Source organism: Streptomyces sp. NPDC021356, from assembly GCF_040641015.1.
Taxonomy (GTDB): domain Bacteria; phylum Actinomycetota; class Actinomycetes; order Streptomycetales; family Streptomycetaceae; genus Streptomyces.
On record NZ_JBFACU010000003.1, the window covers coordinates 125,115 to 137,796 of the forward strand.

13 protein-coding genes are annotated in these 12,682 nt (G+C 71.4%); 12 read left to right on the forward strand and 1 reads right to left on the reverse strand.

Annotated features, from left to right (window positions below; all coding sequences use genetic code 11):
- Positions 1–407 precede the first annotated feature (407 nt).
- The 4 genes from AB0G56_RS04685 (at position 408) to AB0G56_RS04700 (ending at position 3,958) form a co-directional block, all read left to right on the forward strand.
- On the forward strand, positions 408–1,061 hold the full coding sequence (locus tag AB0G56_RS04685) for a response regulator transcription factor (protein ID WP_028424348.1): 654 nt from the start codon (positions 408–410) through the stop codon (positions 1,059–1,061).
- A gap of 6 nt (positions 1,062–1,067) precedes the next feature.
- Complete coding sequence (locus AB0G56_RS04690; RefSeq protein ID WP_360963608.1) at positions 1,068–2,300, forward strand: HAMP domain-containing sensor histidine kinase; 1,233 nt, start codon at positions 1,068–1,070, stop codon at positions 2,298–2,300.
- A gap of 394 nt (positions 2,301–2,694) precedes the next feature.
- Positions 2,695–2,991 carry a DUF4193 domain-containing protein gene (locus AB0G56_RS04695; protein WP_005481602.1) on the forward strand — a complete coding sequence of 99 codons (297 nt, stop codon included), beginning with the start codon at positions 2,695–2,697 and terminating at the stop codon, positions 2,989–2,991.
- Positions 2,992–3,004: 13 nt separating this feature from the next.
- Positions 3,005–3,958, forward strand: a complete 954-nt coding sequence (locus AB0G56_RS04700) for a hypothetical protein (RefSeq protein WP_360963610.1) — start codon at positions 3,005–3,007, stop codon at positions 3,956–3,958.
- Between the two features lie 228 nt (positions 3,959–4,186).
- On the opposite strand, the gene AB0G56_RS04705 is transcribed toward AB0G56_RS04700, so the two are convergent.
- Positions 4,187–4,666: a DUF3093 domain-containing protein gene (locus AB0G56_RS04705; RefSeq protein ID WP_360963613.1), complete on the reverse strand. Its 480-nt coding sequence runs from the start codon at positions 4,664–4,666 to the stop codon at positions 4,187–4,189.
- Positions 4,667–4,724: 58 nt separating this feature from the next.
- On the opposite strand from AB0G56_RS04705, the gene AB0G56_RS04710 reads away from it, so the two are divergent.
- The 8 genes from AB0G56_RS04710 to AB0G56_RS04745 all read left to right on the forward strand — a co-directional run bounded on the left by AB0G56_RS04710 (position 4,725) and on the right by AB0G56_RS04745 (position 12,612).
- Positions 4,725–5,309 carry a PaaI family thioesterase gene (locus tag AB0G56_RS04710; protein ID WP_360963616.1) on the forward strand — a complete coding sequence of 195 codons (585 nt, stop codon included), beginning with the start codon at positions 4,725–4,727 and terminating at the stop codon, positions 5,307–5,309.
- Positions 5,310–5,428: 119 nt separating this feature from the next.
- On the forward strand, positions 5,429–5,965 hold the full coding sequence (gene dut / locus AB0G56_RS04715; RefSeq protein WP_360964248.1) for a dUTP diphosphatase: 537 nt from the start codon (positions 5,429–5,431) through the stop codon (positions 5,963–5,965).
- 1 nt (position 5,966) lies between these two features.
- Entirely contained in the window at positions 5,967–6,734 is a 768-nt protein-coding gene (locus AB0G56_RS04720; RefSeq protein ID WP_360963619.1) for a DUF3710 domain-containing protein, read from the forward strand.
- Positions 6,735–6,920: 186 nt separating this feature from the next.
- Positions 6,921–7,613 carry an ABC transporter ATP-binding protein gene (locus AB0G56_RS04725; RefSeq protein WP_360963622.1) on the forward strand — a complete coding sequence of 231 codons (693 nt, stop codon included), beginning with the start codon at positions 6,921–6,923 and terminating at the stop codon, positions 7,611–7,613.
- Positions 7,614–7,941: 328 nt separating this feature from the next.
- Positions 7,942–10,557: a sensor histidine kinase KdpD gene (locus AB0G56_RS04730; RefSeq protein ID WP_360963625.1), complete on the forward strand. Its 2,616-nt coding sequence runs from the start codon at positions 7,942–7,944 to the stop codon at positions 10,555–10,557.
- Positions 10,558–10,691: 134 nt separating this feature from the next.
- Positions 10,692–11,378: a response regulator gene (locus AB0G56_RS04735; RefSeq protein ID WP_360963628.1), complete on the forward strand. Its 687-nt coding sequence runs from the start codon at positions 10,692–10,694 to the stop codon at positions 11,376–11,378.
- 43 nt (positions 11,379–11,421) lie between these two features.
- Complete coding sequence (locus AB0G56_RS04740; RefSeq protein WP_360963631.1) at positions 11,422–11,820, forward strand: OB-fold nucleic acid binding domain-containing protein; 399 nt, start codon at positions 11,422–11,424, stop codon at positions 11,818–11,820.
- A 3-nt stretch (positions 11,821–11,823) separates the two neighbouring features.
- On the forward strand, positions 11,824–12,612 hold the full coding sequence (locus tag AB0G56_RS04745; protein WP_360963634.1) for a DUF3159 domain-containing protein: 789 nt from the start codon (positions 11,824–11,826) through the stop codon (positions 12,610–12,612).
- Positions 12,613–12,682 lie beyond the last annotated feature (70 nt).

Genomic DNA, 12,682 nt, shown 5'->3' on the forward strand with positions numbered 1-12,682 from the left:
TCACGTCTCCATCAGGTGCCCAGCGCTGCCCTGCCGGGCGGCGACGGTGCCGGACACCCACGCCCACTCTGCGGAAGCGGATCGCGGCGTACCGCATGGTGGTGCGGTACATGCAGAGCGTGATCGCGGGGTGTAAAGCCGTCCTCCCCCTGCTGTCTCCCGCGGAAACCTCAACCGCGCGAGAAAGTTCCGCATTCCCGTGTCCTTCATCCCCCGCACACCCGGCACTCATGCCCCGCTCATCTGTCGCGGAGGTCACGCGGGCCACCCTCGCGCGGGCGCCGGTCCCCCGGCTTACAGCCGACTTATGGCCGAAAAGGGCAGGATGGAGGCAACACACCCATGAAGATCCCTGCCCACGTGTGCCTCAGCGGCGCCGCGCGGCGGACACAGGAAGGACAAGCGACGTGCGCGTACTCGTCGTCGAGGACGAGCAGCTGCTCGCCGATGCGGTGGCCACCGGACTGCGCCGGGAGGCCATGGCCGTCGACGTCGTGTACGACGGTGCGGCCGCCCTGGAACGCATCGGCGTCAACGACTACGACGTGGTCGTCCTCGACCGCGACCTCCCGCTCGTGCACGGCGACGACGTCTGCCGCAAGATCGTCGAGCTGGGCATGCCCACCCGCGTGCTGATGCTCACCGCCTCCGGCGACGTCAGCGACCGTGTGGAGGGGCTGGAGATCGGCGCCGACGACTATCTGCCCAAACCCTTCGCGTTCAGTGAGCTGACGGCACGCGTGCGTGCCCTCGGCCGGCGCACCAGCGTGCCCCTGCCGCCCGTCCTGGAGCGCGCCGGGATCAAGCTCGACCCCAACCGGCGCGAGGTGTTCCGCGACGGCCGGGAGGTCCAGCTGGCCCCCAAGGAGTTCGCCGTGCTGGAGGTCCTCATGCGCAGCGAGGGCGCGGTCGTCTCGGCCGAGCAGCTCCTGGAGAAGGCCTGGGACGAGAACACCGACCCGTTCACCAACGTGGTGCGCGTCACCGTGATGACCCTGCGCCGCAAGCTGGGCGAACCCCCGGTGATCGTCACCGTCCCCGGCTCCGGCTACCGGATCTGATCCGCCGTGGCAGCGTCACCCGCGCCGCCCCAGGCGCCCCCGAAGCCCACCTGGGACCCCCGCAGGCCGGAACCGCCCTTCCCGTGGCTGCGCCCCACCATCCGCATACGGCTCACCCTGCTGTACGGCGGCATGTTCCTGATCGCCGGGATCCTGCTGCTGTCGATCATCTACCTGCTCGCGGCGAACGCGCTGAACGTGGGCAGTGAACTGCCGTTCAAGATCGTCTCCGGGCAGGTCTCCAGCCAGACGTGCAACTTCCCGAACCCGACGACGGCCGACGAGCTGAACCACGCCATGAACGAGTGTGCGAACCAGCAGCGCCAGCACGCTCTGGACGACCTGCTCAGCCGCTCGCTGCTCGCGCTGCTCGGCCTCGCCGTCATCGCGTTCGCCTTCGGCTACGCCATGGCGGGCCGGGTCCTGGCGCCGCTGGGCCGGATCACCCGCACCGCCCGCGCGGTGGCCGGCTCCGACCTGTCCCGGCGGATCGAGCTGGACGGCCCGGACGACGAGCTGAAGGAGCTGGCGGACACCTTCGACGACATGCTGGAACGGCTGCAACGGGCCTTCACCGCCCAGCAGCGCTTCGTCGGCAACGCCTCGCACGAGCTGCGCACGCCGCTGGCGATCAACCGCACGCTGCTGGAGGTGCACCTGTCGGACCCGCACGCGCCCGTGGAACTGCAGCAGCTCGGCAAGACCCTGCTGGCCACCAACGAACGCAGCGAGCAGCTCGTGGAAGGCCTGCTGCTGCTCGCCCGCAGTGACAACCAGATCGTCGAGCGCAAGCCGGTGGACCTGGCCGAGGTCGCCTCGCAGGCGATCGACCAGGTGCACGCGGAGGCGGAGGCCAAGGGCGTGGAGATCCGCGGCGAGCGCAAGCCCGCCGTCGTCCAGGGCAACGGCGTGCTGCTGGAGCGGATCGCGCTGAACCTCGTGCAGAACGCGGTGCGTTACAACGTGGCGGAGGAGGGCTGGGTGGAGGTCACGACGGACGTCCAGCACGGGCAGGCCGTCCTGGTCGTCACGAACACCGGTCCGGTCGTCCCGGCGTACGAGGTGGACAACCTCTTCGAGCCCTTCAGGCGGCTGCGTACCGAGCGCACCGGCAGCGACAAGGGTGTGGGGCTCGGGCTGTCCATCGTGCGCTCCGTGGCGCGGGCGCACGGCGGGCACATCGCGGCCCAGCCTCGCGAGGGGGGAGGGCTCGTGATGCGAGTCACCCTGCCGGTCTGAGATCATGGCGGCGACACCTGAGCGTGTTCGCTTTGCGCGGAATTTTCAGGAGCCCTTACCAACCTCTTCCTGTGTGATCGATCACATGGACCGATTGCCGGCCGTCTACGGACCGTGATCATGGAAGGTGGCGAAAAGCCGGAAAAATCCGGGTTTTCAGGGGTCCTGATCACGGGAAGTACACGGTGAGACCGCTTTGAAGTGCGACATTCGAACCGTGTACGGTCCCCATCGCCATCCAAGCCGATCACTCTTGAGGAGTGCGGTTGGGTGTCGATTGAGTAACAGACCTTGATGTGAGGCAAAATCTCCGCCTCGGGTCGGGCACAAGTCCGGCCTCTCACGCGTTACGTGCGCTGGAGACACCCGCAGACACCCAGAGGGGGAGAGCGACATGGCAACCGATTACGACACTCCACGCAAGACCGATGACGACGTCGACTCGGACAGCCTTGAAGAGCTGAAGGCCAGGCGGAACGACAAGTCGACCTCCGCCGTGGACGTCGACGAGTTCGAGGCCGCCGAGGGCCTCGAACTGCCCGGAGCAGACCTCTCCAACGAGGAGCTGGCCGTCCGGGTGCTGCCCAAGCAGCAGGACGAGTTCACCTGCATGAGCTGCTTCCTGGTGCACCACCGCAGTCAGCTGGCCCGCGAGAAGAACGGTCAGCCGATCTGCCGCGACTGCGACTGAGGCAGGGTCGGCCGTGACCGGCTCGACCCCTCCTCGGAAGCGCCGCTTCTCCCACGGGGGAGCGGACCCGGAGCCGTCCGACGGCTCCCACGGCGCGCGTGACCACGAGCGAGGCCCATCCCGTTCGTCCGACCGGACGGATGCGACAGCATCGACGGGATCGGCCTCGCTCGCGCAGGTGTCAGGGCGTGGTGACCCCGCCGCCCCGGTGGCAAGGCCCGCGGCCCTCGCCCGGCGCCGCATCGCGGTGATCCGCGACCGGGCCGGCGAGGCCGCGAGGAACGGCGTCCGCAAGAGCGGCAGCCGCGCCAGAGCGGCGCTGTCCCACCTCGCCGACCGGATCATCGACATCGCCCCCCGGATCCCGGTGCGCGACCTCGCCGCACTGCGCCGGCAGTTCCCGGACCTCGGCCCCGAGGAACTGGCGGACAAGCTCGTCGCGGGCGCCGCCCACGGGACGTCCACCATCGGCGCGGGGATCGGCGCCGCGGCCATGCTGCCCGTACCGCCCGCGATGCCGACCGAACTGGCCGCGGAGATCACCGGAGTCGCCGCGGTGGAGATCAAACTGATCGCCGAACTCCACGAGGTCTACGGAGTGCGGCCCCCGGGCCACCTCAGAGCGCGCAGCGCCGTGTACCTGTCCTCCTGGTCGGGGGAGCGCGGGATCGACGTGACCAAGCCGTCGACCGTCGACTCGGCCCTCGGCGGCCAGATGAAGCGCCGTCTGCGCCAGCAGATCATGAAGCGCATGGTCCGGGACCTGCCGAACCTGATGCCCTTCCTCGTCGGCGCCGCCGTCGGCGCCGTGATCAACCGGCGCGACACCAGGAGACTCGCGGCCCGCGTCCGCGCCGACCTGCGCAAGATCCAGGTTCCCTGGGACGAACTGCCCGCGCTTCCGCCCCTGGAGCCCCCCGAGGCCCCGCTCCCGATGGACGACGGCCCTCAAAGGGCAGGGGGCTGACCAGGGCTGCCCACGTGAGCGGGGTGTGGTGCGTGCAGTTGCAAGGCGTGCGTGCAGTTGCAAGGCGGAGGAGGGCGTCGACGTGACGGGGGTCCCTCCCGCGCGAGCGAAGCCGAGCGTGAGGGAGTGCCGGTAACCGACGACAACGCCGCTGGGGGTCCCCTGCTCGAAGAGCTTGGGGGAGGCGTGCCGCACCCCGCGTCTGGGGCATGATCCGCCGGACAGGCCTTAAGCGGCCGTCTCCGGAGACGTGGCCGCCCGCGCCGCCCGCAGCGCCTCCGCCAGCCGCTCCGGCTCCCGCGTCGACAGGTACAGGTAGGGCGTCGGGTCCTGCGGATCGGTGACCTCCACCCGCAGCGCCGTGGGGATGTAGGCGCGCAGCAGCAGGAACGCCCGGGTGTCGGCCTTGTACGTGCGCCAGGCGCGCGCCTCCTCCGCGTCCAGGACCTCCGCGTCGCCCAGGGCCGTGACCGGCACCTTCGCCTCGCCCGCGATCAGCGAGCCGCCCACGACACGGATGCGGAGCGACCCGTAGGAGCTGGCCACGACCGCCGCGACCGCCGTGCCGCCGACCAGGCCGCCGAGCATCGGCAGGGTGCCGAACGGGAACAGGATCAGGGCGCACGAGACACCGATCAGGAAGCTGATCAGCCACCACGAACGGGGGGCGGTGAGACGTTCTTCGTACGGCTGGGCGGGAAGCTGCATGAAACCAAGCTTGGCACGGTGTCCGGACAACGCCGACGCGCGGGTAAGGTCTGCGCCTGTGAGTGGTAGTTCCGCAGCCCTTCAGCCTCCCGCCGACGCCCGCAAGCCCGTACGGCACCCCGACGCCCCCGCGCCCGGGGAACTCCTCGGCGCGCACTACGGCGGATGCTTCGGGTGCGGCGGCGACCAGCCGAACGGGCTGCACCTCCAGGCACGGGCCGGGGAGGGCGTGAGCATCACCGCCGAGTTCACCGTGCAGAGCGCCCACCAGGGCGCGCCGGGCCTCGCGCACGGCGGCGTCCTCGCGACCGCCCTGGACGAGACGCTCGGTTCGCTGAACTGGCTGCTGCGGACGGTCGCGGTCACCGGACGCCTGGAGACCGACTTCGTGCGGCCGGTCCCGGTCGGGACGACACTCCACCTGGAGGCCGAGGTCACCGCGGTGGCCGGGCGGAAGATCTACTCCACGGCCACCGGCCGCGTCGGCGGCCCCGCCGGACCGGTCGCCGTCCGCGCCGACGCCCTGTTCATCGAGGTCAAGGTCGACCACTTCGTGCAGCACGGCCGCCAGGAGGAGATCCGGGCGGCCATGGACGACCCGGACCAGGTCCGCCGTGCCCGCGCCTTCGAGGTGAACCCGTGAGCCACCTGAACCCCGCAGAGCCCGCAAACCCCGCAGAGCCCGCAAACCCCGCAGAGCCCGCAAACCCCGCAGAGCCCGCCGGCTCCTCCCGCCCCCTCGGCCCCTGCGGCCGCGCCCCGCTGGACGTGCTGATCCGCCGCGTCGACCCCGACGTGCCACTTCCGGGATACGAGCACCCCGGCGACGCGGGGGCGGACCTGCGCACCACCGTCGCCCGCACGCTCGCTCCCGGCGAGCGGGCCGTCCTGCCCACGGGTGTGTCCATCGCCCTCCCCGAGGGGTACGCGGCCTTCGTGCACCCCCGGTCCGGCCTGGCCGCCCGGTGCGGTGTCGCCCTCGTGAATGCCCCGGGGACGGTTGATGCCGGGTACCGTGGGGAGATCAAGGTGATCGTGGTGAATCTCGACCCGCGCGAGTCCGTGCGGTTCGAGCGCTTCGACCGGATTGCCCAACTGGTCGTCCAGCAGGTCGAGAGGGTCCGCTTCCAGGAGGTGGCGGAACTTCCCGACTCGGCGCGGGCCGAAGGGGGCTTCGGGTCCACCGGTGGCCATGCCGCGGTGGACGGTGGGAGCGGCACAAGCGGCCGGGCTGCCATGAGCGGCCCGGCGGGTGGGAATCGATACGCTTCGGTCGTATCCGACCGGGAAGGACAGTGACGTGTTCGGACGTCGCAAGAAGAAGGGTGCCGCCGAGGACGCGGCCGGCGAGGCCGAGCAGGTCGTCGACAGCGTCGGCACCGAGGCGGACGAAGAGGACGAGGCCGAGCGCGAGCGGGTGCGGCTCGAGCCCGAGCCGCGGCCCGACGGGCCCTGGGACAGCACCGAGGTCGGCGACCCGAACGAGGGCCGCGTCGACCTGGGGGGTCTGTTCGTGCCGGGCGTGGACGGCATGGAGCTGCGGGTGGAGGTCGCGGGCGACGCGATCGTCGCGGCGACCGTCGTCCTGGGGGACAGCGCGGTCCAGTTGCAGGCTTTCGCCGCACCGAAGCGCGAGGGCATCTGGGGCGAGGTGCGCGAGGAGATCGCGTCCGGTATCACCCAGCAGGGCGGCATCATCGACGAGGTCGAGGGCCCGCTGGGGTGGGAACTGCGCGCACAGGTGCCGGTGCAGCTGCCGGACGGCACGGGCGGCTTCCAGGTCGTGCGGTTCGTCGGCGTGGACGGCCCCCGCTGGTTCCTGCGCGGGGTCATCTCCGGCCAGGGAGCGGTACAGCCGCAGGCGGCCGGGCTGCTGGAACAGATCTTCCGCGACACGGTCGTCGTCCGCGGCGAGGGGCCGATGGCGCCCCGCGACCCGATCGTGCTGCAGTTGCCGAACGACGCGCAGATGGTGCCCGAGGGCGTCCAGCAGGACGAGGGCCAGTCCCGCTTCTCCGGCGGCATGGGCCAGCTGCAGCGCGGCCCGGAGATCACCGAGGTGCGCTAGGGAGTAGCACCGCAGAACACCGAGGGCCGCACCCGTGAAGGGGCGGCCCTTCTGCACATTCCGCGGATTCCGTGGCTCCCGCGGAAACCAATACCGGATGCCGTCCGTTGAGGGATTGATCGAACGGGCCGCCGGTCGTGATACTGGCGCCCGGTCCACGGGGGAGCACAGCGGGGAGGGCAGCACATGAGCCAGGTCGTCACCGACACGATGGTGCGTGTCGAGAACGTCCACAAGTCCTACGGGCAGGGCGCCGGCGCGGTGCACGCCCTGCGCGGCGTCTCCTTCGAGGTGCCGCGCGGCGAACTCGTCGCGCTCAAGGGCCGTTCCGGCTCGGGCAAGACCACCCTTCTGAACATCGTCGGCGGCCTCGACGAGCCGGACGAGGGCGGGGTCCACGTCGACGGCCGCGACCTGTCCGAACTGGGCGAGGAAGGCCTGCTCGCCCTGCGCCGTGACCGCGTCGGCTTCGTCTTCCAGTCCTTCGGCCTGATCCCCATCCTCACGGCCGCGGAGAACGTGGGGGTGCCCCTGCGGATGCGCCGCGCCGACCCCCGCGAGCGCGAGGAGCGCGTGGAGCTGCTGCTCTCCCTGGTCGGCCTCGCCGACCACGCCAGGCAGCGGCCCGGCGAGCTGTCCGGCGGCCAGCAGCAGCGCGTCGCCATCGCCCGCGCCCTCGCCAACGATCCCGCGCTCCTCATCGCCGACGAGCCGACCGGCCAGCTCGACGCGGAGACCGGCCTCGCCGTGATGGAACTGCTCCGCGCCGTGGTGCACAGCCAGCAGGTCACCGCTCTGGTCGCCACCCACGACCTGACCCTTCTCGACCTCGCCGACCGCGTCCTGGAACTCCGGGACGGCGAGATAGTCGAACACTGACCCCGCGGGACACTCCCGCTACGGACTGACGCTCGCTGTCCCCGGGTGGGGACGTGACGCTTGGCGGCTTTCCGTCCGATGTCCCGGGCCTGCGCCCGTCGCCCCCGGCGGGTGCCCGCCGCACGGAGCGGTGCCCTGCCCGGTGCCCGCCGGCCTTCTCCCCGGCCCCTGGTAGACCCCCGGCCTTGGCAGGGCGTCGTGCCCACTTCCTTCCGCGTCAGGGTTGTGTCAAAGACAGCGGCGGAGTCTCACCCGGCTCCTTTTGTCGGGATTGTTGGCCGTAAGGTCGACGCTGCGTGCACAGGTGTGACGGGAAGACAATGAGGCCATGGGACGCGGCAAGCTTCGGATCTATCTCGGTGCGGCACCGGGGGTAGGCAAGACGTACGCGATGCTGTCCGAGGCGCACCGCCGGGTGGAGCGGGGTACCGACTGCGTCGTCGCCTTCGTGGAGCACCACGGCCGGCCGCGTACCGAGGTGATGCTGCACGGTCTGGAGCAGGTGCCGCGCACGGAGCTGGAGCACCGGGGAGCCGTTTTCACGGAGATGGACGTGGACGCCGTGCTGCGCCGCGCGCCCGCGGTCGCCCTGGTGGACGAACTCGCCCACACCAACATCCCCGGCTCCCGCAACGCCAAGCGCTGGCAGGACGTGGAGGAACTGCTCGCCGCCGGCATCGACGTCGTCTCGACCGTCAACATCCAGCACCTGGAGTCACTCGGTGACGTCGTGGAGTCGATCACCGGCGTACGGCAGCGCGAGACGGTCCCCGACGAGGTCGTACGCCGCGCCGACCAGATCGAACTGGTCGACATGTCGCCCGAGTCCCTGCGCCGCCGGATGGCGCACGGCAACATCTACCAGCCGGACAAGGTCGACGCGGCCCTGTCCAACTACTTCCGCCCCGGCAACCTCACCGCACTGCGCGAGCTGGCGCTGCTGTGGGTCGCCGACCGGGTCGACGAGTACCTGCAGCAGTACCGCAGCGAGCACCGGGTCTCGAAGATCTGGGGCTCGCGCGAGCGCATCGTGGTGGGTCTGACCGGCGGTCCGGAGGGGCGCACCCTGATCCGCCGTGCCGCCCGGCTGGCGGAGAAGGGCGCGGGCGGCGAGGTCATGGCCGTCTACATCGCCCGCAGCGACGGCCTCACCGCCGCCTCCCCGAAGGAACTGACCGTCCAGCGCACCCTCGTGGAGGACCTGGGCGGCACCTTCCACCACGTCGTCGGCGATGACATACCAGCCGCCCTGCTCGACTTCGCGCGCGGCGTCAACGCCACCCAGATCGTGCTGGGCTCCTCGCGCCGCAAGACGTGGCAGTACGTCTTCGGGCCCGGCGTCGGCGCCACCGTGGCCCGCGAGTCCGGCCCCGACCTCGACGTGCACATCGTCACCCACGGCCAGATCGCGAAGGGGCGCGGACTGCCCGTGGCCAGGGGGGCGCGGCTCGGACGGGCGCGCATCGCCTGGGGCTGGGTGATGGCGCTCGCCGGCCCGGTGGTCCTCGCCCTGCTGCTCAACGGCGTCGACCTCGGCCTGGCCAACGACATGCTGCTGTTCCTCACCCTGACGGTGGCGGCGGCCCTGCTCGGCGGACTGCTGCCGGCGCTCGCCTCGGCGGCCGTGGGGTCGTTCCTGCTGAACTACTACTACACCCCGCCCCTGCACCGGCTGACCATCGCCGACCCCAAGAACATCGTCGCCATCGCGATCTTCGTCGGCGTCGCCGTCTCCGTGGCCTCCGTGGTCGACCTCGCGGCCCGCCGCACCCACCAGGCAGCCCGGCTGCGCGCCGAGGCCGAGATACTGTCCTTCCTGGCGGGCAGCGTCCTGCGCGGCGAGACCAGCCTCGAGGCCCTTCTGGAACGGGTCCGCGAGACCTTCGCCATGGAATCGGTGGCCCTCCTCGAACGGCAGAGCGACGTCGACCCGTGGACCTGCGCGGGCCGCGTCGGCACCGACCGCCCGCTGCAGCGCCCGGAGGACGCGGACGTGGACATGCCCGTCGGCGACCACATGGCGCTGGCGCTGACCGGACGCGTCCTGCCCGCCTCCGACCGGCGGGTGCTCGCCGCCTTCGCCGCCCAGGCCGCCGTGGTCCTGGACCGCCGCAGGCTCCAGGAGCAGGCAGACCGGGCCCGGGCCCTGGCCGAGGGCAACCGCATCCGCACCGCCCTCCTCGCCGCCGTCAGCCACGACCTGCGCACCCCCCTCGCCGCCATCAAGGCAGCCGTCTCCTCACTGCGCTCCGAGGACGTCGAGTGGTCCGAGGAGGACCGGGCGGAACTGCTCGAAGGCATCGAGGAGGGCTCCGACCGGCTCGACCACCTCGTGGGCAACCTGCTGGACATGTCCCGCCTGCAGACCGGCACCGTCACCCCGCTGATCCGCGAGATCGACCTCGACGAGGTGGTGCCCATGGCCCTGGGCGGGGTGCCCGAGGACAGCGTGCACCTTGACGTCCCCGAGACCCTGCCGATGGTCGCCGTGGACGCCGGGCTCCTGGAGCGCGCGATGGCCAACATCGTCGAGAACGCGGTCAAGTACAGTCCCGCGCACGGGTCCGTCCTGGTCTCGGCCAGCGCCATCGCCGACCGCGTCGAGGTGCGCGTCGTCGACCGCGGCCCCGGGGTGCCGGACGACGCCAAGGACCGCATCTTCGAACCGTTCCAGCGGTACGGCGACGCCCCGCGCGGCGCGGGTGTCGGCCTCGGCCTCGCGGTCGCGCGCGGCTTCGCCGAGGCCATGGGCGGCACCCTCAACGCCGAGGACACGCCCGGCGGCGGCCTCACGATGGTGCTCAGCCTCCGTGCGGCCGGTCCGGTCGGGGAGCCACCCCGGGCCGGCCCCGGCGCGGACCGCCCCGAGCCGCGCCGCGCACCCGGCGGCCGCGGCAGGCCGCACCGCCCCCAGGGGGCGCTGAGCCCCGTACGACCGGACTGAGCCGCGTACGACCGGACCGAGCCACGAACGACCGGACCGAGCCCCGGAGACGGGGCCCAGCTCCGGACACACACCCGGACTGAGCCCCGGACACCCGGAAAGCTGAGCCCCGTACACCCAGAAAGGCAGGTTTCATGACCAGGGTGCTGGTGGTCGACGACGAGCCGCAGATCGTGCGCGCCCTCGTGATCAACCTCAAGGCACGCAAGTACGAGGTCGACGCCGCGCCCGACGGCCGCACCGCCCTCGACCTCGCCGCCTCCCGCCACCCCGACGTCGTCGTCCTCGACCTGGGCCTGCCCGACATGGACGGCGTCGAGGTGATCAGGGGCCTGCGCGGCTGGACGAGGGTGCCGATCCTGGTGCTGTCCGCCCGGCACTCCTCCGACGAGAAGGTCGAGGCCCTGGACGCGGGCGCCGACGACTACGTCACCAAGCCCTTCGGCATGGACGAACTGCTGGCCCGGCTGCGCGCCGCCGTCCGCCGCGCCGAGCCCGTCGGCGGCGGCGAGGACGACGTGACGACGGTGGAGACCGCACAGTTCACCGTCGACCTCGCCGCGAAGAAGGTCAACAGGGGCGGCAAGGACGTACGACTGACCCCGACCGAGTGGCACCTGCTGGAGGTGCTGGTGCGCAACACCGGCCGTCTGGTCAGCCAGAAGCAGCTGCTCCAGGAGGTGTGGGGTCCGTCGTACGGTACGGAGACGAACTACCTGCGCGTGTACATGGCCCAGCTGCGCAGGAAGCTGGAGGCCGACCCCTCGCACCCCGAGCACTTCGTCACCGAACCGGGGATGGGCTACCGCTTCGAGAAGTGAGAGCGGTTACGGTCCTGTCGGCCCACCCCGGTACCCTTCAGACATGAGTGCTGTTCCTCGACCCGAGAAGCCGACGGGCCGGTTCCGGCGCATGCTCGACCGGCTCTCCTCGTCGCAGGAGGACCTGGAGTCGGAGGAGCTGCGCGAGGACGCCGAGACCGCGGGGTGCACCCGGATCGGTGACTGCCACGACCGGCAGATCGTCACGGTTACTGGTACCTTGCGCACGGTCACCCTGCGCCCGCGCGCCGGAGTCCCGGCCCTGGAGGCGGAGCTGTTCGACGGTTCCGCGGCCCTGGACGTGGTGTGGCTCGGCAGGCGCTCCATCGTGGGTATAGAACCGGGGCGCAAGCTGATCGCATCGGGCCGGATCTCCATGAGCCGGGGCCGCCGGGTGCTGTTCAACCCCAAGTACGAACTGCGACCCCTCGGACGGGAGTAGCCCGTGACGTCACTCGACAAGCGGACCGAAGAGACGACCGCCGACGACGGGGCGAGGGCGGTGACGGAGGCCGCGCTTTTCGAGGCGTTCGGCGGGGTCCGGGGCATGGTCGAGACCGTGCTTCCCGGCCTGCTCTTCGTCAGCATCTTCACGGTGAACAAGGACCTGCACTGGTCGGCGATCGCCGCCCTGGCGGTCTCCGTGGTGCTGGTCGTGGTCCGGCTGGTGATGCGGGACACCGTCAAGCACGCCTTCAGCGGCGTCTTCGGCGTGGCCTTCGGCGTGGTCTTCGCGATGATGACCGGCAACGCCAAGGACTTCTACCTGCCGGGCATGCTGTACACCCTGGGCCTGAGCCTGGCGTACATCGTCACCGCGCTCGCCGGGGTCCCGCTGATCGGCCTGATCCTCGGCCCGGTCTTCAAGGAGAACCTCTCCTGGCGCACCCGCAACCCGGGCCGCAAGAAGGCGTACACCAAGGCCAGCTGGGCGTGGGGCCTGATCCTGCTCGCCAAGTGCGCGATCCTCTTCCCGCTGTACTGGTGGGCGGACACCACCCAGCTCGGCTGGATCCTGATCGCCCTGAAGATCCCGCCGTTCCTGCTGGCGGTCTGGCTGACCTGGGTGTTCCTGGCGAAGGCGCCCGCGCCCATCGACGTGTTCGCCGAGATGGAGGCGGAGGAGAAGGCCGAGGAGGAGCGCAAGGCCGCCCTGGCGGCCGAGGGCGGCGACGGCTCCGAGGGAACGCCGTCGGCGGACCCGGCGGGCGGCCGCCACCGCCGCGAGGCATAGGCAGCCCAGCCCAGCCCGGACAGGGCCGAAGCCCTACGACGACGAGGGGCGCCCGGAAACCACCGGGCGC